Raw genomic sequence first — 19,619 nt, forward strand, 5'->3', positions numbered from 1 at the left:
CGCATCAAGATCATCTTAACTTGACTCATTGGCTGCAATAATGATCTCGCAACCAGGCTTGGCTAACGCTAACTTCTTTGCCAACGCTTCTTGAGCGGTTACATCGCCATGTACAACCCGAATTTGCTTCGGCCCCTGCTCGATATTAGTGACGAACTTCACCAGATCATCCTGATCCGCATGGGCTGAATACCCAGACATTGAGTGGACCGTAGCCTTTACCTCAACCTCGCGATCATTAATATCAACCCTCTTTGGCTGGCCAAGCAACTTGCGGCCAAGTGTGCCCTTTGCCTGATAGCCCACCATAATCACATCCGTTCTCGGGTCTGGTAACAAGGCTTGTAGGTAATTCATGATCCGCCCGCCCGCACACATCCCGCTGGCTGCAACAATAATGGCAGGTTCACCTGTGGCCTTAATGCGATTGACCAGCGCTAGATGATCAGAATGCTGGTTAATGGTTATACACTGATCAAAAGACAGAGGATGCCGACCATTGATCACCCGTTGCTTCGCCTCTTTCGCCCAAAGCCGTTGGAACGTGATGTATTGCTGGGTGATCTCAATTGCCAACGGGGAGTCCAGTATTACTGGCAACTGCTGCCACCTAACAGCGGCTCTTCCTTGTTGAGAGCCTTTATGCTGAGATAACAAAGGTAAGGCTCGAGCAATGATATTTTCGATATCAAATAGCAACTCCTGGGTACGTCCAACACTAAATGCAGGGATCAATATAGCGCCACCATCTCTTAAGGAACGCTCAATAATCGTCGCCAGTTGCTGCTCACGAAACGCAACAGACTGGTGGTTTTTATCACCATAGGTACTTTCTAGCACTAAGGTATCAACCTGAGCGGGCGGCTTTGGATCAACATGCAAAGGGGTATCACAAGGCCCGAGATCGCCAGAGAAAATAACTTTTTGCTCACCAGGCTGATCTCTTGGTTGTTCACTAGACTGTTCTCCTGGCAACAAGAGTTCGATATAGGCAGAGCCGAGGATATGGCCTGCTGGGCGAAAGCAAAGACTGACTAACTCACCACCAGGCAAAACTATCTCTACCCGGCAATCGAAAGGGATGGGTTTCAGTAGCGTTTTGACTAACCGGGTAAACTTATCACACTGCGCTTTGTTCAAACCCAAATGAATTTTCAGGCCGTCTTCCAACATCAACGGCAACAGGGCAGCCGTTGCCTCAGTGGCATAAATAGGCCCCCGAAAGCCGGCAGCGAGTAACCAGGGCAACCGGCCGACATGGTCAATATGGCAATGCGTTAGCAACAAAGCCTGGATATGCCCGATAGGGAACTCGATGTCTAATGAACGGTTCCCTTCTTCACCCTGAAACAAGCCACAATCAACCAGTACCCCATGCGAACCAACTCGTATTTCATGACAAGATCCCGTCACGCCAGTACGAGCACCGTGATGAATGATTTGCACGTTAGCGCCCTATGTTTAATAAGCCTAGGGTGATGATGGCAAAGGCTTTGCGGAGGGTAAGAGGATAGCGTTGAATGCTAGAGTCATATCACGAAAAAATATCATTGATAACATCAATGTAAGATAATTTAGCGAGCAAAGAGCGAAAGGGCGATATTTGAGGAGTCTCAAAAAGTAGACCATTACTATTTTGACACCATTAATATTGACGCATAAGATTTTACTGAGCGTGGTACAACAAAATTGTGCATTAACAAAACAATTAACATTAGTAAGCAATACCAAAAAAGCATGATAAATATACCAAAAACGTTAGCCTGCTCGCTTTTATAGAATAAAAATGACAACACGTTGCATATGTAACTTTAATGTCATTGTCAATAGATATAACATTGGTCAGCTTTGTGCTTATATCAAAAAAGGTAAAACCAATGGACACTGGACTAGCGCTTATTTTTATCTTTTCTTTTGCCAGCCTCTTTGTGCTGCGAAAGGTCGCTAAAAAAATTCAGTTAGTCGACGTCCCATCAGGCAGAAAACAGCACCAAGGCGTTATCCCTCTGATTGGCGGCATTGCCATTTTTTCCACTGTCGCGCTGGCTCTATTCGTTACGCCAGAGCTTGCTCGCAATCCAATACTTTACCTTTTTTGTGCCTCTGTACTTGTTGTCACTGGTGCCGTTGATGATAAGTACGATATTAGTGTCAAAGCACGGCTGATCATCCAAGTTATCATGTCCGTCATTATGATTAAGTTTGGCAGCCTATACCTTGCTAGCCTGGGGAACTTAATCGGTTTCGGCGAGCTGACATTGAATATGCCGCTAAGCTATGTGATCACTACGCTGGCCATCCTCGGCGCAATCAATGCCTTTAATATGGTCGATGGTATCGACGGGCTACTGGGTGGCTTGGCAACAGTAACATTTGCCTCACTCGCCTATCTGTTTTGGCGTGACAGTCAACTAGACCTCTATCGATTCTGCTCCGTCATTGTTGTCGCCACCATTCCCTATGTCATGCTTAATCTTGGTTTTCCGCTAGGCCAGCGTTTTAAGGTGTTTATGGGCGATGCCGGCAGCGTTTTCATCGGTTTTACTGTAATCTGGTTGCTGGTCAACGGCACTCAGGGTGAAAGTACCCCGCTGCGGCCCGTTACTGCCCTGTGGTTAATTGCCCTCCCCCTTATGGATATGGTGACAATTATGATCCGCCGTATGCGCAAAGGGCAGTCGCCATTCAAACCAGATCGTGAGCATCTACACCACATCTGCCAGCGTATTGGCTTATCCCCTAGAATGACACTACTCGCTATCTGTGGCTTGGCATCGTTATTTGCTTATATCGGTGTTCTGGGCGAGCAAGCGCAGATGAACGAATCGATTATGTTCAGTGCCTTTCTTATGTTGTTTGTTACTTACTATCTGTCTATTACCCATATCTGGCGGATCACGGCATTCTTTCGCAAGATCAATATCAACTTAACGGTCCTGAATAAAAAAGAGAAGAGTGGAAATTCAGCGCCATGAAAAAACGCTAGAATAAAGTAATAGCTCCTTGCTTGGGACGACTATATACCGTCATTCCCGCTTATGCGGGAATCCACATCTGAGAAATAGATACTCATTAGTTACGAATTGAATTGATAACCGAAGCCTATGGCGCCTTTCAAGGCTGGCTTAACAAACTGATTAAAATCAAAAGTTTATAGCCATATGTATGCAACTTCTGACAATATTTTTAGCTACCAGCCCCTTCCATCACATTTTCATTACATGTCTCACTAATTATACTTACATATCCTCAAGTTACCGCTACACTGAAAACTATGCTCCGCATAGGCATATCATTGTTGTAGATTGACGACAACGTTGCTCAGCCTGCTTATCGATTGCAAGGAGGTACGTATGCAAGGTAAAACGATTATTGCGTGGAGAGAGACCCTGACTTTGGCCGCTATCATCGATATTGGGTTTGTTATGTTGTGGAAGTGCTCGTTGTTTTTTGATGAACTGGAGAAGTATGACAGGATGTCGAAAGCAATGAGGCGGGAAGATAGAAGGCAAGAGTATTAAAACGAAGAGATGGTAACCAGCATACAACTGCTGGTTACACTCAAAATTGATTAAAGCTATCTAGTGGATTTCTTGATAAACATTACAATAATAATCACGGCCGTTTATGTTATAAACTGTAACTTCATTAGAAAAATTTATTGCAGCTTTCGATACTGAAATAGTATCAACAATTACACCATCTGGCATTATTGCCTTCCACCGCCACTTTTCAAATTGAGTTATTGGCATAGAGCGTGCGGCAACCTCGATCAATTGATGATCTTTTTTCAAATCAAATACTGGCTGATCTTGAAAGCTATAGTAGGAATTATCACACAGTAAATGGCTAGAAGGTACGATCGATGCACTTACAGATTCGCTCGTTACCAGCATATTTAATACTTTGTCAAAGTCACGGACACCGCCCATTAAACAGAATAGTGAAGTACTAATCTGATTTGAATCTGCATCAAGGTCAAAGCTCGTACGGGTTAATATATCCCCCTCATCTATATTCTTTTCAATACGATGCCATGTATATGCCCACAACGACTCCTGGGAGTAAATACCCCAGTTAATTACATTAACACCCTTATAAGACGGAAGAGGTGATGGATGGAAATTAGCTGACCTACCTTTAAACAACTCACATAGCTCATCATTAAAAATGATAAAGTTATCAAAGCTTACCAAAACACTATTTTTTGTATATTCCCTTTTTATATATTCATTTATTTGCTTGGTACCAGAACAGCTAGTATAAAATGTATTTAGAGATTTACACAAAGTTTCTAATGTATTTATAGTTCTATTTAAAGAGATATCCTCAAGAATATGTATTTCATCAAAAGCATTGCTGTTAATCGCCACATTGATAAGATGACTACAAAATTGGCCTTTTCCAACCAAAAAGAGCTTACGCATTTAATAAAGCTCCCTTCGCAGCATTCCTGTCTAATTTCCCATTTGAATTAAGGGGGATTTTATCAAGCTTTCTGATTTGGTCAATTGTAATATAAGAAGGAAAATAACTCTTTGAAGTTTTTCTTACGAGATCTAAATCAACATCACCAGAGTATATGATCGACAATGCTTCATAATTACCTAATTGTATTTCCTTCACAGGAGTTACACAGAATGAACCAGGCAAGTACTGTGATAATATTGCTTCAAGTTCCTCTATCTCAATTCGGTACCCCCGAATCTTTACTTGAAAATCAATTCGTCCTTTAAATATAAAGCCTACATCCTTTTTGGTTACTAAATCACCTGTCTTATAGTAACACTCATCATTAACATTTATAAACTTTGTGCTATTCAACTTCTCTGAGTCACCAATATACCCAGGGAACAGTTGTGAACCACCAAGCAATAGTTCTGAAGTGTCACCATCAATAGTTAGTAGCTTTGAGTTTTTCAATGGTTTACCTAGCGGCACAATTTTCATATCGTGTTTTAATAGTTCAGAGCGATCTACAACAAAATATGAAGCAGCTACAGTGCACTCAGTAGGGCCATATAAATTAACTATTGTGCTGTTAGGTGTTATTTTTGACCATTTATTTACAGTATCAAAAGATAAAGCCTCTCCAAGGAAAAAAGTATATTCCAAAGACGGCAATTTTGGTACATCTTTCACAAGTTGAAATAGATATGAAGCTGCAGACGGCACTGACATCCAATATTTAATATTCAATTCATTAACAAAACGATATGCAAAAACTGTTTCATTAGATTTTATTGGGCATAAAAAACCATTATTGGAAAAACATAAATAAATATCATGTACCGATAAATCAAAAGTTAAATCAGCCAACTGAGAAAAACCACTATTAGGTTTAAAGCTGAATATGGACTCAATTGAATCTATATATGAAGATAGATTCTTACGAGTTACTGGAATAGCTTTTGGTTTACCCGTCGTACCAGAACTAAACATAATATATGCTACACATGACTCTGGTACACTCACCAATTCAAAGCTAGAAGCTTGATAGTCAATAGATTGCAGTGTTGATGTCAATATACCAATATCATCTAACTCAGATTCGGTTGATATATTATAGGTGAAAATATGCTGAACACCTATTGATGAAAATGAATCCTTCGTTCGATTTAAATTCTGGGCAGTTGAAAATGGAGCATAAGTAACACCAGAAAAGACACAAGCAAGAATAAAGCAATAGACTTCAAACTCTTTCTCGGCTTCAAGCGCAACTACATCTCCAGTTTGAAGATTTAATTCCTTTATATAGCTAATATATTGCTTTATTAATTCAAAAGCCTGTGCATATGTGTACTGCTTTCCTGCTCTAGATAGAAAGACTTTCTCATAAGATGAAGTCTCATCATTTAAATTTGAGAATATTCTTTGAAACAATGTCATTTTTGATCTACACCTATTTTATTTTGAAACTCTAAGCGCCCAGTTTTATTTAAATGACAACAATCAGCAAATCCGTTTGGTTTCACCAAAGAATGAAAGTCGACGAAGTTGTTGGTAAAAGACGAAAATGATTTTACTATTCCCGCATACTTTTCGTCACTCAATGCTAACTTAGTAAACTCATGGTTTCGAGGTAAAAGAACAAAATGATACTTCGCCCCCACTTTTTCGCTTATCTTTTCAATTTCATTAATCATTCTTTGTATATAAGATATATCAAGATCCTTTTTTAACATGGAAACATGCCTATCCGTTATACGGCTTGGATCAAAAGATGTACCCTTATACACATTCTCTCTATGTAAAACTTCCGGTACATTAATAACAGGTAAGCTATCTAAATTAAACTTTGAAAGAGGAAACAGCAAAGTAGCCGCAGCTCTCAGGAATGATGATACTTCTTGGTCATCTTGAACCATACCTTGGCGGAGGATATACAAAATTGAAGAAAAGCTAAATGTATCAACTCCAATCTTACTTATGTCCAAAGGTTTTTTAGCCAAAATATCTTGAAGGGTAATGCCTATATATATATTTTCAAAACTACTTTGTCTATCTGTAATAGCTTTGAGTAGAGCCAAGTGAAATTCAAAAGAAATAGTAGTCGCTGATACTCCACAGTTATATCCAAAACCACCAGGAACTAAGTCAATTGTAGATTCTGTCAGCTCTCTAAGCACTGAAGTACCTATAAAAATATTCTTCGGGTTATTCCTTTGAACATAGTCTAGGCAAACTGCCCAGTTAGAATTAGTGTTTAGGTGAGAGATACTTGTGTTTCTCACCAATACGCTATCAAGTTTAACAAGTGCAAATAATATAAAAAATAAAAGAAAAAAGCCTCCAATCAGCTTTTTTCTTAAACTAATTGAATCCAGCATAAGAAAAACTCACTGTTCCAGAGTAGCTATTTATCAACAAAAATATCAAATTTAAGTAAACGTATATTATCGCAAGATATTTAATCATACTTTAACCAACACATAATTGAAAATAATATCACTAACCATAGAAAAACCTAGTAAATGAGTTAACTGAGTATATGTTATCTTTGCAACTCTATCTCCCAAGTTATTACTTTTACGTAATAATCGTCCGGAAAATAAAAAACGTTCTAATACTTGCACACAACCAAAATATAGCCCAAAGAATAGATAATTGATATTAAATGCATGCCAAAGACCAATCAATATAAAAGTAATTACTATCAAAAGTGCATATGCTGTATTTGGCTTTAGTACCCTATTCCGCTGCAAGATAAAGAAAAGAGGATTAAAAATATTCTCTCGAAAAAAAGATCCAAGAGAAACATGCCACCGAGTCCAAAAGTCAGTTACGGATTCTGCAAATAAAGGCTTATCAAAGTTTATCGAGCAAGGTTGGCTAAGTGCATTAGAAACTGCACAAACCATTTGAGAAGCTAATGAGAATTGAATATATAGAAAAACAAAGACTATATAATCATATATAAAATAGTTTTCAGATCCTAAATCAGCCACATCAACAACTTTTGAAAGAAGTATCCCAGAAGCAAGGATACCTATAAACATCAGCAAGAATGATGATATATTTTTTAACAAATTGGATCGGTCCAAGGTAAAACCATTATTCCAATTTTGATATGGGGTATGTGGCCCTGTTAATAAGGCTGGAAGGAAAAAAACATACCCAAATAGCTTAGGTATGTTCCATTGTTTTGTCGAATGGCTAACATTCAGAGCAGAAATAAGCCTCATCGAAAAAAAAATAACAGTAAAACCTAGCGCATACTGTTCAAGTATCTTCGCACCTAAAACAGTGAAAGTAACAATTAAAACATAAAACATAAAACATAAAACATTATTAATTTAGTTTACTATCTAGAATACTATACAAGTCACCTACATTTTCTAAGGCTGTAATTTCATTAGGAGAAAACTGAATCGAATACTTCTGCTCAATATCAATTAATAAGCCTACATGCGTAAGAGAATCCCACCCCTGAATATCCGAAGCAGTAGTAGAAGCATGAACTATAGATTTCTCAACATTAAAGTAATCTGCAATATGCGTAAATAGAGATTCTTGTACGATTTTCATTATTACATCCAATTCCTATTAATTATTGGTACCACTGAAAGGAACCAATTCACTCACCAAATATGATAACTGGTTATTATACCTCAATTTAATGTTTCAACACAACACAAATAAGAGAGCTAATTAATCGCTAACTATATCATATACTTAGCTACAAATCATACCAGCGATTTCTTAAGGCATTTAGGTTGACAACAAAATAATCACTCATTATTGCTTAGCTAACCAAACTAAATCACAAATATCATCTGTCGGATTAAAGTTAACAGGAGCCTCTAATAGTATCTGACGAATCGCATCGTACTCAAAGACATGACAAGCATTATTCAACCGATCTAATAGCATATCTAACTCATCCCAATTCAAGCACTGTTCATCTGCTGTCATGATTCTTTCATGCTCTGTATCCGAAACATTATTTCCAATCAGAAGCTCTTCAAACAGCTTCTCACCAGGCCTCAAGCCCGTATAGCGAATTTCAATGTCACCATTATGATTATCTTCGCTCTTGACCTCAAGTCCCGATAAATGAACTAACTTACGAGCCAAATCAATAATTTTTACTGGTTCCCCCATATCAAGCACAAACACATCACCGCCTACCCCCATTGAGCCTGCTTGAATTACTAACTGAGCAGCTTCTGGAATTGTCATAAAATAACGAGTGATTTCAGGGTGAGTTACAGTAATGGGTCCTCCAAGTTGAATTTGCCTCTTAAATAAAGGAACAACAGAGCCTGATGAACCAAGTACATTACCAAATCGAACCATACAAAAGCGAGTTGTTGCTTGTTTTTCAGACAACGCCTGCAGCACCAATTCGGCCATTCGCTTGGAAGCCCCCATTACATTTGTTGGTCGAACAGCCTTATCTGTGGAAATAAGCACAAAAGTCGAGACCCCTGAGTCAATTGCCGCCTCAGCACAGGCTTTTGTTCCAAAAACATTATTACGGACACCTTCAACAACATTATATTCCACCAAAGGAACATGCTTATAAGCAGCTGCGTGGTATACCGTATCAACTTTGAAAGTCCTCATAACCGCCAAAAGACGGTTCTTTCTTTGCACAGAGCCAAGTAACGGCACAATTTTGACATCAACGCCGTGCTTTTGGGCTAATTTAACCAACTCTTTTTCTATGGCATATAAACCATACTCATAGAGCTCAAAAAGTAGTAAGACTTTTGGTTCGTGTTGAACAATCTGTCGGCAAAGCTCCGATCCTATTGAACCTCCCGCCCCAGTTACCATCACAACCTTACCTTTTATATTAGCCTGCATAAGATTTATTTGTGGTGAAACCTGGTCACGACCTAGCAGATCTTCAATAGGGACATTCTTTAACTCATCAATTTTTGCACTGCCGCTGATAATGTCTGACATACTAGGAACCGTCAGCACCTCAATAGGTAAGTCAGCTAGCCCATCAATAATTCGCTTTCGCTGAGCACGACTAGCTCTTGGCAACGCCAACAAAACTTTTTCTATTTGCTTAGTTTTGATTAGCTTCAGTAACGTACTAGGACGATAAACAGTCAACCCCTGAATAACATTACCTTGTAAGCTGGTATCTTCATCAATAAAAGCTTTTACACTATAGTTTTCACTCTGTCTTAGCGATATTGCTAATTGTCGTCCAGCACTGCCTGCCCCATAAATTGCCACCGGAGTTTGTCCTTTGTAAAAGGTATGAGTAGCGAGGAAACGCACAAGCAGTCGCGCACCAATACATAAAATACCGAGGAAAGAGCCATAAATAATAGGAACGGTTCTCGGCATTGGTGCATGAAAATAAAATGCTGCCACTGCGGCTATCATGGCCGAAATTACAGCACCTAGAGAAATTATAAATAATGCATGAAAACTCAGGTAGCGTAGTACTGCTCGATAAAGCCCAAGCCGAACAAAAACAAATAATGTAACAGCTAATGTACAAACAAAGGCAAACCAGTTTGCTTCTTCATTTAGAAACTTTAGGTGCCCCCAACGTACATAATAAGCACCAAAAAAGGCTGAAAAGATGAAAAAAACATCTACTACAGCGCATATTATGCGCTTTTTCGAACGAGGCAGCGACAGCATTTTTTCTATAAAATTCATATTAGCCTTGGAATAAATCGTACAACAACTTTTACGCTATGTAATACAAGCTCAATGGGCCTGCCAAAAACAATAGCTTATTTGTAATTATCGGCTCTATGCTAAGATATTGATGCTTTGATAAGCACTTCTTCTAGCACGCTACATGTTTTTAACATTTCATCTTGAGTTAAAGTAGGATGAACTAAAAACATCAAACTGCATTCACCAAGCAGCATTGCATTTGGCAAACGAGCACTAGGCCTGAATCCTGTGTTATCAAATGCTTTTTCCAGATAAACCTCAGAACAACTGCCTTGATAACATGGTACCCCCTGGGCACTCATCTCATCGACAATTCGGTCCCTGGTCCAACCTGGCTTCAGTTTGTCTGGCTCAACAAAAAGATAATGCTTGTATTCGGCATGTCCAATATACTCTGGAATATGAACAATCCGGACTGAATCAAATGCAGCAGCAACATTATTTATCAACGCCGCGTTTTCACGTCGTTGTTTAGTCCAACCTGGCATTCGAGCAAGCTGGATACGACCAACTGCAGCTTGCATCTCAGTCATTCTCCAATTCGTACCAAAACTATCATGCAGCCAACGAAAGCCTGGTGGGTGTGTTCTTTCATAAATAGCTTCATAGCTTTTTCCGTGGTCCTTGTAAGACCACATTTTTTTCCAAAGGGAATGATTATTAGTCGTCACCATTCCCCCTTCACCACCAGTAGTCATGATTTTATCTTGACAGAAAGACCATGCGCCAATGTCTCCTATGGTCCCTACCGAACGTCCTTTATAGGTTGCACCATGGGCCTGCGCACAGTCTTCTATCACAAAGAAGTTATGTTTTTTGGCCAGATCCATGATGGCGTCCATTTCTGCAGGCATACCAGCAAGATGGACAACAATGACAGCCTTTGTTGCCGGGGTTAAAACAGCAGATATTGTTTCTGCCGTAATATTTTGAGAATTCAGATCTACATCAGCAAAAATAGGCTTTGCACCTGCAGTTACAATAGATGAAACTGAAGCCAGAAACGTTCGCGGGGTAGTGATCACCTCATCACCAGCTCCAACATCGATAGCCTTCAATGCTAGATCCAGAGCTATGGTTCCATTTGCAACAGCAACAGCATGCGAGCAGTTTACCCAAGTCGCAAATTCTTGTTCGAAGTTTCTACATTCTTCACCCGTCCAGTAATTTACCCGGTTAGATAACAAAACGTTTCGAACAGTATCGGCTTCCTCTTCTGTGTAAGAAGGCCAGGGTGAGAAAGATGTATTTAACACAAAAAAGCTCCAGAATCGGAAAACTACAAAGGACGAGCAGGTACACCAACAACAGTCAAGCCAGAGTCAACATCACTCAAAACAACAGCCCCAGCACCAATGATACTATGGTTTCCAACTCGAAGTCCTTGCTTTATCGATGCACCAATACCAACCCAGACTTGGATGCCAAGGGCTACTCCCCCTGCAACTACAGCACCAGGACTAATATGCACCGCCTCATCTAGCACGCAATCATGATCAACTGACGCATTAGTGTTAATGATACTACCAATACCAATTTGAGCGAAAGGGTTAATCACAGCTCCGGCAAGCACCGCAGACCCGCTCCCAAGAAGAGCATGTGAACTAACAACAGCAGAAGGGTGAATAACATTCACCAACCTGGCGTTATGCTCTAACAGCTTTTGTATCAGGCTCAGGCGGAGTGCATTATCACCGACAGCAACAATACAGCCATCATAATCTCGGCAAGATACCAAAAGAGAATCAACATTGCCCATAACTGGCCAAACCCCATTTGCATCTAACTCAGGCCACTTAGCATCAAAAAAAATAATTTCAGTCCAGCCTGACAACTCAGCGGCATCAGCAACAACTTTGCCGTGACCGCCTGCGCCAAGAACAGCTAACCTACTCATTGATCATTGCCTTTGAACGGCTCAGCTGTAACATGATCGACAGCTGAAATATCTTCTCGATGAACCACTTTCTTCACCGTTAAGAACAATATCTTGATATCTAGCCAAAATGAACGGTTATCCACATACCAAACATCCAGCCGGAATTTATCCGCCCAACTAATTGCATTACGACCGTTCACCTGTGCCCAGCCAGTAATACCCGGGTGTACCTCATGGCGGCGCTTCTGTTCACTGTTATATAGGGGAAGGTACTCCATTAACAGTGGTCTGGGACCAACCAAGCTCATCTCACCACGCAACACATTCCAAAGCTCAGGGAGTTCATCCAAACTAGTTGCCCGTAGCATCTTACCAAATGAAGTCAGCCTCGCAGAGTCCGGTAAAGGCTGCCCCTCACTATCGACCGTATCTCGCATAGTTCTGAACTTTATCATTTCAAAAGGCACACCATTTATACCTGGTCTAATTTGGCGAAATAATATCGGTGAACCCAATTTTTTCCTTACTAGAAATGCCACTACGAGTAATAACGGAGAAAATACAATGACAGTGAAAAGTGCTACCACTAGATCAAACAATCGTTTCATTTCACAGCTCCTTCCAGCCACTCCACCCAGCAGTTTGCCAACTGCTCACGGTCAAACTCAGCCTCAGCAAGCTGCCTTGCCTTATTGCCCATCGGCTTTAATAGCTCACGATTATCTGCCGCATATTCCAACGTATCGGCAAACTGACAGGCATCTTCAGCTCCAATGCTATAACCACATTGATTCTGCTGGATCATATCGGCAATCCATCCCGGATAGTTGGTTAATACCGGAAGCCCTGCCGCAATGTAATCAAAAAACTTATTTGGCGATGTCCCATAATAGAACGCAGGTACGTTAGCTAAAATTTGCAAACCAATATCGGCTGTTTTCATTACATCCGCTAAGGCAGTTTTTGCAACCGGTGGCATGAAAACAATATTATCTAACTTTTCTTCTGCCGCACGTTGCTGATAGCTTGGTTTAAGTTTTCCCTCACCTACCAGCACAAATTTAATGTCTGAACGGCCTCGGCTCTTCAACTCAGCCGCGGCATCAAGCACGGCGTCCAAGCCATTTGCAAGGCCATGGGTTCCAGAAAACAACACCATTAAGTCATCACATTCAACACTCACTGGGCGGGGGCCACTCTTACCCTGATCAAATAGTTCGAGATCGCACCCGTTAGGCACCATCACAATGTTATCGCGGACAACCCCACGCTTTTCAATGCCATCAACAATACCAGGAGCCAAACCAATACAGCGTTGAGCAGAATGATAAGCACTCCATTCCAAGAATGACATAGCCGCTAATACCAAAGGATTGGTGATCACCCCCATCTCTTTAGGCAGCTCAGGCCACAAATCCCGAACTTCAAAAACAAACGGTTTACGTCGTAACCAACGTGCGGCGATACCGGGAAGACCAGCTGTCAGCGGCGTACTGGTTGTAATAATCAGATCATATTCAGCACGAAGTGCGACTCCAATACTGCGCATTGCATAGGAAAGAAAGACCATACTACGCCGAATAAAACCCTGACTATTACTATATTCCAGCTGTAGCTCGATGATATTAATACCATCGACACTCCCTTGTCGCTGCCCATTATTGAAAACACTTTTCAGGCCAGTGTTACCTGCACTGTAGCTTCCACATACAATGGTTACCTCATGACCGGCTCTCACAAGTCGACGTGCCATTTCATATGAACGGGTACCTGTTGACCCCTGAGGGGTCGAAAAGTGCTGATGGAAGTAGATGATCTTCATACTAAACTCTTAGACAACTCGTCAAATATCTCTTCCTGAGAGCGCCACATACAAGCATACCCAAACGAAAAGCCTTGCTCTTTAAGGTGGAAAAATCTCTTGATACCTTCAGTGATACTTTGTGGCTCAGTCCCGTCAGTATCAAGTACCACACCACAGCGACTACTTCTAACAATATTAGCCATGGTTGGATTACAGCCCACAATGACAGGTACCTGACGAGAAATCGCATAATATAATCGGTTCGGTTCACAAAACTCAGAGTTTGGTGACGATGCATCATACAAGATCACACTCGCCATCGCTGGATCGATATAGTCAACCAGACGCATCTGGGGTACCATGCCGATAAACAAAAAATACTGATCAAAGTTGTCAAAGCGTTGTCTCAACGCATCAATGTAGCTACGGTCATAACCACCAACAACCACACACTTTACCTGCAAATCCAGGCAAACAGCCTCGGCTACCTGTTCAAAACAGCGCACTTTATAGCCGCCACTTTGCAACAAAAGGTAAGGCTCATCAGCCAGCCAGGAAAGAGTCTCCTTTGACAACGGCTGAGCAGGTTCTTGACTAAACGTGTCATCGACAAAGTTTCGTAACACCCGATAATCAAACTCTTCGCCGATCTGTTTGTTAAGGAACTGTGCTCTTTCTTCATTGGCATGAATACGAATATCAGCCAATCTCAAAGCAATACAATAAACTTGGCGTAAAATTTTATGTTTAAGAAAGTACTCAGGAGGAAGTTCGTGTTGATCCCAAATCACCATATCGATACGCCCCAAGCGCTTCAAAAGATAGAAATATGGAACAAAAACAAACATGAGCGGATCGTGTAGCCAGACGGCATGTCGACGCTTTACCGTCTCAGGAAAAATATAGAAGAAAAACTCAAGCAGTTTAACAAACAACAGCTTGTTGCCTGAAAATAACGAGCGCGTTAGCAGCTTGAACGCACGAAAAGAAGCACTGCCATCATAGACGGTACCTTCCGACTTTTCATTACTATTGTCTAGGACAAGAATTCGAGGTTTTAGGTTTCGCTGAGCGAGTGATACACACTCTTTACGAACACGATCATCATATGCAAGGCCATTGCACTTCAGCAGCATCAATATATCAGACATTTTTTTCCTGCCGTGCCAATTTCTTTGGCATCTTTTAAATCAAACCCTCAGCATGGGAGAGTTATACCGTTGTGATTAGGCATTTCCTCTCGAGTCAGTATTCCAGCTGAACGAATAATAAGCTGCAAAATGTCTTGACTTTGCCAATACAGAAACGGAGGAAATTAACAATGAGCCTATCAGCTCATTTTATTCTTAAGCCGTAAGATCATACCACTGATAACAATCTCCCTGAACATAGATTCTTAGGAAGGTGCGCCTAGCACCTTAACATCGTGCTCAAGTGATTAACCTTTGAGCTATTACCGAATAATATCCGGCAAAATCACGTTAAAGGTAAGAGTATGAGGCTCACTCCAACAACAAGCGGGCCTCATACTGATTATGAACCACATCCATGTAATTCTATCTTTCTACAATCAATAACGATCTGCTATCAATAACGCTCATAAATAGCAGTTAGCTTAGTGATTATGTTTTCCCACTGACGGTTTTCTAAAACCCAATCATGAGCATTCTGCCCTAATCGTTTACAGAGAGACTCATCGACAAGCAAAGTTTCGAGTTTATCGGCCAATGATTGCACATCGCCTTTACGGTGAAGCAAACCATTATACTCTTCAACAATGAACTCTTTCTGTGCTGCGACATCTGAGGCCAATACCGCTTTCTTTAGGTACATAGCTTCAAATGGTTTCAATGGTGAGACAAGCTCGCACACCTCCATTGGCAGACGCGGAAAAACACAAATATCAATCTGATTGTAATAGTCCTGAACCGCATGAAAGTCGACACGCCCTGGAAGCTCAAAGTAGTCTGACAGGCCTTTCTTCTCGACCAGCAGTTTCAATGGGCTTAAATCCTCACCGTCACCAACTAGCAACAACTTGAACTTCTGTCCCCGATCACGCAATATTTCAGCCGCTTCAACCAAGTGCAACAAACCTTCATATTTTGCAAATGAGCCGACATAACCAATAACCGGAACTTGGTTGACAGGCTCAGCCTTATCAGTCACATTTTCAGCAAAACGTTGGAAACTGATACCATTAGGTAATACCGAAATTTTCTCAGCGCCAATCCCCTCGGCCACTAACCACTGCTTTAATCCTTCTGTTAATACAACAACATGGTCAGCATAACGACAAGTGTCCAATTCCATCTTTTGAGCAATTTGAAAATCGATACTGTTACGAACACTTTCATCTTTCGATGCACGAGTTATATGCCAAAGGCCACGTACCTCATAGATAAAAGGGATCCCCGTTCGTTTTGAAGCAATTCCCGCAGGTATACCATTGCGATAATCTGAGCTTGCATGAATCAACTTATATTGACCACTTTTAACTTGTTCCACTATTTTATCAGCGTAGCGTTCAATATATTGGATTCGGTCTAGTGTTCGCTGGTTATTATCTCCATCTAATAACTTACGGTACTGGACACCTTCATAATCAACAGTTTCAAATTGCTTATCTGTTTCTTCACCATGAATAGTCTGAAACTTATTCAAACTCTTAGTGATGTCAAATGGGTAACCAAGGCGCGTAAATGCATCAAATTTTTCTTCAGGAACATTAGACAACAGACTATGAGTCCGAGTAGCATAGCCCGCAGAATCATATGGCAAACTCATATGTGCCAAATACAATACCTTATCACCGGATACTGAAACAGGTGTCGTTGTCTCTTTTACTTGACCGATAAAGTCCGTCTTCAGCATACGATTATTGACTCGAGTGGTTACCCCGCGTCGGCGAATAATCTTAAAAAAACGCAAGACTAAACGTGCCAATACTTTTGTTTTTCCATATACAAACCGTGGTGGCAACAGCAGCGGATGAATAGCTTGTGGTTTGTTCTTATCAACGTCCGTCATGATATTCTCTTAATTTCGCATCTATTTTGTTCTGTAACCAGTTTAAACTTATCAGTATTTACTGTTGTTGGCATCGATTTTTCCGACACAAAGATAACCTTCCCCTGGGAAAGTAAATCATCAAACATAGCCTGTGCCGGCTTTCGATAGTCATCAACGCCATATACAGCTTTATCCTGAACAACCAGTACAGTATCTGGCAAGCAAAAATAGCATAACTGTTTAAACAATAGTTTCTCATCTTTTTTCTGTTGATTAAAACAGACTTGCCAGGAAAATTTGTAATAGTTATCTATTTTTTCAATTGCTTTTTTACACCATTGGTCCGTGTGCGATTTTGCCATTGCAAACAAGCGTAAGTTCTCCGTTAATGTCAGGTGCTCATTGAACGGGAAATGCAAGTCATAATAAATAAAGCGGCATGAAGCTGTCCGCTGACCTTCTAATGGCTCAACCTTATTTGACAACGCAAGTGCAACTGATCGAGACAAGTCATTCGAACATACATCTAGTTCGATTGAATGAGGGCTTTCCAGGCAAAAAGACAGGACACTATCTCTTTTTGCGAACTTATATTTCGCATCTTGAAACTTAATAGAAATCATCACCCAGCACCGCAATCTTTTTGGACATTCGACGATTAACAACAAACAGTAAAGCGATCAAAATAGCAAATGAAATAACATAGCTATAAATAATATCTATACGCATGCCTTCAACAACACCAAACCCAATACGATAGAAATTAATTGGCATCACCATTGGATTAAACAAAAAGAGTTTCTTGACCAACTCCGTTGGTGCAAGGGTCATGAAATGTTCAGTTGTATAAAGTACAGGGCTTAAAAACCACATACCACGTAATAACAAACCCGATATTGCTTTAATATCCCTAAAACCAACAAATATAATACTTACGAATGATGCACATATAATGCAAACTATAAGTTGGGAGATAAAGCCCAAGACAATATACGCAGGGTTAACCGACAAGCCATATAATAAAGCAATTGGAATAAGAAGAATGCTGCCGACTAGTAAATATGCATGGTTATAAATCACAATCGGAATAGAGAATAACCAAGTATGATTTTTGAAATCTGCAGATAAGGACTTATACTTAATCACAGAGTTGCAACTGCTAAAAATTGAACGAGAAAATGCCTGCCAGCCTAATAAGCCAGACAAAAGAACCACACCATAGGGCCCGTTCCATGATCCCTTTTTTAACACTTCTCCGACGATTAAAATAAAAATCGCTATCAAAATGACAGGCTCAATCAATAACCAAAAAAAGCCTGCTTTTCGCTCTAGCAGATGCTTCCTAATCTCGGCTTTTGACAATAAATAACCTGTTAATAATATTCGTTTCATCAAACTAGGCACATTTTTCTAATAACTTTGAAACAGGCCTCTTATGAGAGTAATTTATACATCTCACTCGAGGCCTGTTTGTATAATACAACTAAGCTCTTACTCAGTTGTTGGTCCGGATTCTATTTCCAGATCCCTTTGGTATCGACAATTTTGCCGTTCTCTGGTTTTACACCCTTAAATCCAGCATGATCAACTAGAAGTACATGAATATCAGCTTCTTTGCTAGCTGTTTCATAACTAACCAGTGAAGCTTTAACCTTATTAGTATCCAGCTGCTCGATATTCGGCTCCACTGCCACTACATGCACTTGATTGAGTTCAGCAATCTTGCGTGTAATATCCAATGCTGGGCTTTCACGTAAGTCATCAATATCTGGTTTGAATGCCAAGCCATAGCAAGCAATCGTTACATCAGAAGCTGATTTTTCAGGATTCTCCAATAAGTACTCAGCAATCGCTAGTTTAACTTTCTCAATAACCCACTCAGGTTTACCGTCATTCACTAGACGAGCCGTGTGGATAAGCTTCGCCAACTCTGGGGTTTTTGACACAATAAACCAAGGATCGACAGCGATGCAATGGCCGCCGACACCAGGGCCAGGCTGTAGAATATTTACGCGAGGGTGACGATTAGAAAGCTTCACCAGCTCCCAAACATCAATGTCTAGTTCATCACAGATCACAGACAGCTCATTGGCAAACGCGATATTCACATCACGGAAGCTGTTTTCAGTCAGTTTAGCCATTTCTGCTGTACGGGCATTGGTAACTACGCACTCACCGTTAACAAATGTTTTATACAGCTCAACAGAGCGCTGCGAACAGACTTCTGTCATACCACCAATTACGCGATCATTGTCAACCAGTTCACGAACAACATGACCAGGAAGAACGCGCTCAGGGCAGTGTGCCACATTCACATCAGCCTGCTCACCGACCTGTTGAGGGAAAGTCAGATCTGGACGAGCTTCAGCCAGCCATGCTGCCATCTGCTCTGTTGCGCCAACAGGAGAAGTTGACTCCAAAATTACCAAGTCACCTTTTTTCAACACTGGAGCTATCGCCTTGCTAGCCGCTTCGATGTAGGCTAAATCAGGCTCATGATCCCCTTTAAATGGTGTTGGTACAGCAATCAAAAAAGCATCAGCAGGCTCTGGACTCATAGTTGCGCGCAAATAGCCTTCGCTAACCGCAGCATGAACAATCATATCAAGTTCAGGCTCAACAATATGGATTTTACCTTGATTGATAGTGTTAACAGCCAGCTCATTGACATCAACACCAATCACTTTCTTTTTGCGTGACGCAAACATGGCAGCTGTCGGTAGACCAATATAGCCCAAGCCAATTACTGATACGGTTTCAAAAGACATC

General features: G+C 40.8%; 18 protein-coding genes. 2 read left to right on the forward strand and 16 right to left on the reverse strand.

Going from position 1 to position 19,619, the window contains the following annotated elements:
* Window positions 1-15: 15 nt before the first annotated feature.
* A complete protein-coding gene (locus AC51G0_RS14000) occupies window positions 16-1,446 on the reverse strand; it encodes an MBL fold metallo-hydrolase RNA specificity domain-containing protein (protein ID WP_496299239.1) in 1,431 nt (476 codons plus the stop codon).
* A 431-nt stretch (window positions 1,447-1,877) separates the two neighbouring features.
* Between AC51G0_RS14000 and wecA the strand changes: the two genes are divergently transcribed.
* Together wecA and AC51G0_RS14010 are read left to right on the forward strand one after the other, a co-directional pair.
* Window positions 1,878-2,975: a UDP-N-acetylglucosamine--undecaprenyl-phosphate N-acetylglucosaminephosphotransferase gene (gene wecA / locus AC51G0_RS14005; protein WP_496299240.1), complete on the forward strand. Its 1,098-nt coding sequence runs from the start codon at window positions 1,878-1,880 to the stop codon at window positions 2,973-2,975.
* Between the two features lie 378 nt (window positions 2,976-3,353).
* Window positions 3,354-3,521 (forward strand): hypothetical protein, encoded by a 168-nt coding sequence (locus AC51G0_RS14010; protein WP_496299242.1) that lies wholly within the window; start codon window positions 3,354-3,356, stop codon window positions 3,519-3,521.
* A 60-nt stretch (window positions 3,522-3,581) separates the two neighbouring features.
* On the opposite strand, the gene AC51G0_RS14015 is transcribed toward AC51G0_RS14010, so the two are convergent.
* The 15 genes from AC51G0_RS14015 to wecC form a co-directional block, all read right to left on the reverse strand.
* Window positions 3,582-4,427, reverse strand: a complete 846-nt coding sequence (locus tag AC51G0_RS14015) for a formyltransferase family protein (protein WP_496299244.1) — start codon at window positions 4,425-4,427, stop codon at window positions 3,582-3,584.
* On the reverse strand, window positions 4,420-5,889 hold the full coding sequence (locus AC51G0_RS14020; RefSeq protein WP_496299246.1) for an AMP-binding protein: 1,470 nt from the start codon (window positions 5,887-5,889) through the stop codon (window positions 4,420-4,422). The genes AC51G0_RS14015 and AC51G0_RS14020 overlap by 8 nt, the downstream gene beginning before the upstream one ends.
* A complete protein-coding gene (locus AC51G0_RS14025) occupies window positions 5,886-6,830 on the reverse strand; it encodes a hypothetical protein (protein ID WP_496299247.1) in 945 nt (314 codons plus the stop codon). The genes AC51G0_RS14020 and AC51G0_RS14025 overlap by 4 nt, the downstream gene beginning before the upstream one ends.
* An 84-nt stretch (window positions 6,831-6,914) precedes the next feature.
* Window positions 6,915-7,775, reverse strand: a complete 861-nt coding sequence (locus AC51G0_RS14030) for an MBOAT family O-acyltransferase (protein ID WP_496299249.1) — start codon at window positions 7,773-7,775, stop codon at window positions 6,915-6,917.
* A gap of 16 nt (window positions 7,776-7,791) precedes the next feature.
* On the reverse strand, window positions 7,792-8,028 hold the full coding sequence (locus AC51G0_RS14035) for an acyl carrier protein (protein WP_496299251.1): 237 nt from the start codon (window positions 8,026-8,028) through the stop codon (window positions 7,792-7,794).
* Between the two features lie 210 nt (window positions 8,029-8,238).
* Entirely contained in the window at window positions 8,239-10,131 is a 1,893-nt protein-coding gene (locus AC51G0_RS14040) for a polysaccharide biosynthesis protein (RefSeq protein WP_496299253.1), read from the reverse strand.
* 101 nt (window positions 10,132-10,232) lie between these two features.
* Complete coding sequence (locus AC51G0_RS14045) at window positions 10,233-11,411, reverse strand: DegT/DnrJ/EryC1/StrS family aminotransferase (RefSeq protein ID WP_496299255.1); 1,179 nt, start codon at window positions 11,409-11,411, stop codon at window positions 10,233-10,235.
* Window positions 11,412-11,434: 23 nt separating this feature from the next.
* Window positions 11,435-12,052 (reverse strand): acetyltransferase, encoded by a 618-nt coding sequence (locus tag AC51G0_RS14050; protein WP_496299256.1) that lies wholly within the window; start codon window positions 12,050-12,052, stop codon window positions 11,435-11,437.
* The gene (locus AC51G0_RS14055; protein WP_496299257.1) at window positions 12,049-12,642 is read right to left on the reverse strand and encodes a sugar transferase; all 594 of its coding nucleotides are present in this window, start codon (window positions 12,640-12,642) and stop codon (window positions 12,049-12,051) included. Before AC51G0_RS14055 ends, AC51G0_RS14050 begins: the two co-directional genes overlap by 4 nt.
* A complete protein-coding gene (locus AC51G0_RS14060) occupies window positions 12,639-13,856 on the reverse strand; it encodes a glycosyltransferase family 4 protein (protein ID WP_496299259.1) in 1,218 nt (405 codons plus the stop codon). The genes AC51G0_RS14055 and AC51G0_RS14060 overlap by 4 nt, the downstream gene beginning before the upstream one ends.
* Complete coding sequence (locus AC51G0_RS14065) at window positions 13,853-14,989, reverse strand: glycosyltransferase family protein (RefSeq protein ID WP_496299261.1); 1,137 nt, start codon at window positions 14,987-14,989, stop codon at window positions 13,853-13,855. Before AC51G0_RS14065 ends, AC51G0_RS14060 begins: the two co-directional genes overlap by 4 nt.
* A gap of 436 nt (window positions 14,990-15,425) precedes the next feature.
* Window positions 15,426-16,868, reverse strand: coding sequence for a glycosyltransferase family 4 protein (locus tag AC51G0_RS14070; protein ID WP_496299262.1), 1,443 nt, complete (start codon window positions 16,866-16,868; stop codon window positions 15,426-15,428).
* A complete protein-coding gene (locus AC51G0_RS14075) occupies window positions 16,865-17,473 on the reverse strand; it encodes a hypothetical protein (protein WP_496299264.1) in 609 nt (202 codons plus the stop codon). The genes AC51G0_RS14070 and AC51G0_RS14075 overlap by 4 nt, the downstream gene beginning before the upstream one ends.
* Complete coding sequence (locus AC51G0_RS14080; RefSeq protein ID WP_496299265.1) at window positions 17,460-18,242, reverse strand: ABC transporter permease; 783 nt, start codon at window positions 18,240-18,242, stop codon at window positions 17,460-17,462. Before AC51G0_RS14080 ends, AC51G0_RS14075 begins: the two co-directional genes overlap by 14 nt.
* Before the next feature lie 122 nt (window positions 18,243-18,364).
* Window positions 18,365-19,618 carry a UDP-N-acetyl-D-mannosamine dehydrogenase gene (wecC, locus tag AC51G0_RS14085; protein ID WP_496301958.1) on the reverse strand — a complete coding sequence of 418 codons (1,254 nt, stop codon included), beginning with the start codon at window positions 19,616-19,618 and terminating at the stop codon, window positions 18,365-18,367.
* Between the last annotated feature and the right edge of the window lies 1 nt (window position 19,619).

This window comes from Photobacterium sp. HL06 (genome assembly GCF_059552575.1).

Coding starts and splice junctions, on each gene's coding strand:
- wecA (WP_496299240.1), top strand. CDS start 1,878: ATGGACACTGGACTAGCGCTTATTTTTATCTTTTCTTTTGCCAGCCTC.
- AC51G0_RS14010 (WP_496299242.1), top strand. CDS start 3,354: ATGCAAGGTAAAACGATTATTGCGTGGAGAGAGACCCTGACTTTGGCC.
- AC51G0_RS14015 (WP_496299244.1), bottom strand. CDS start 4,427: ATGCGTAAGCTCTTTTTGGTTGGAAAAGGCCAATTTTGTAGTCATCTT.
- AC51G0_RS14020 (WP_496299246.1), bottom strand. CDS start 5,889: ATGACATTGTTTCAAAGAATATTCTCAAATTTAAATGATGAGACTTCA.
- AC51G0_RS14025 (WP_496299247.1), bottom strand. CDS start 6,830: ATGCTGGATTCAATTAGTTTAAGAAAAAAGCTGATTGGAGGCTTTTTT.
- AC51G0_RS14030 (WP_496299249.1), bottom strand. CDS start 7,775: ATGTTTTATGTTTTAATTGTTACTTTCACTGTTTTAGGTGCGAAGATA.
- AC51G0_RS14035 (WP_496299251.1), bottom strand. CDS start 8,028: ATGAAAATCGTACAAGAATCTCTATTTACGCATATTGCAGATTACTTT.
- AC51G0_RS14040 (WP_496299253.1), bottom strand. CDS start 10,131: ATGAATTTTATAGAAAAAATGCTGTCGCTGCCTCGTTCGAAAAAGCGC.
- AC51G0_RS14050 (WP_496299256.1), bottom strand. CDS start 12,052: ATGAGTAGGTTAGCTGTTCTTGGCGCAGGCGGTCACGGCAAAGTTGTT.
- AC51G0_RS14055 (WP_496299257.1), bottom strand. CDS start 12,642: ATGAAACGATTGTTTGATCTAGTGGTAGCACTTTTCACTGTCATTGTA.
- AC51G0_RS14060 (WP_496299259.1), bottom strand. CDS start 13,856: ATGAAGATCATCTACTTCCATCAGCACTTTTCGACCCCTCAGGGGTCA.
- AC51G0_RS14065 (WP_496299261.1), bottom strand. CDS start 14,989: ATGTCTGATATATTGATGCTGCTGAAGTGCAATGGCCTTGCATATGAT.
- AC51G0_RS14070 (WP_496299262.1), bottom strand. CDS start 16,868: ATGACGGACGTTGATAAGAACAAACCACAAGCTATTCATCCGCTGCTG.
- AC51G0_RS14075 (WP_496299264.1), bottom strand. CDS start 17,473: ATGATTTCTATTAAGTTTCAAGATGCGAAATATAAGTTCGCAAAAAGA.
- AC51G0_RS14080 (WP_496299265.1), bottom strand. CDS start 18,242: ATGAAACGAATATTATTAACAGGTTATTTATTGTCAAAAGCCGAGATT.
- wecC (WP_496301958.1), bottom strand. CDS start 19,618: ATGTCTTTTGAAACCGTATCAGTAATTGGCTTGGGCTATATTGGTCTA.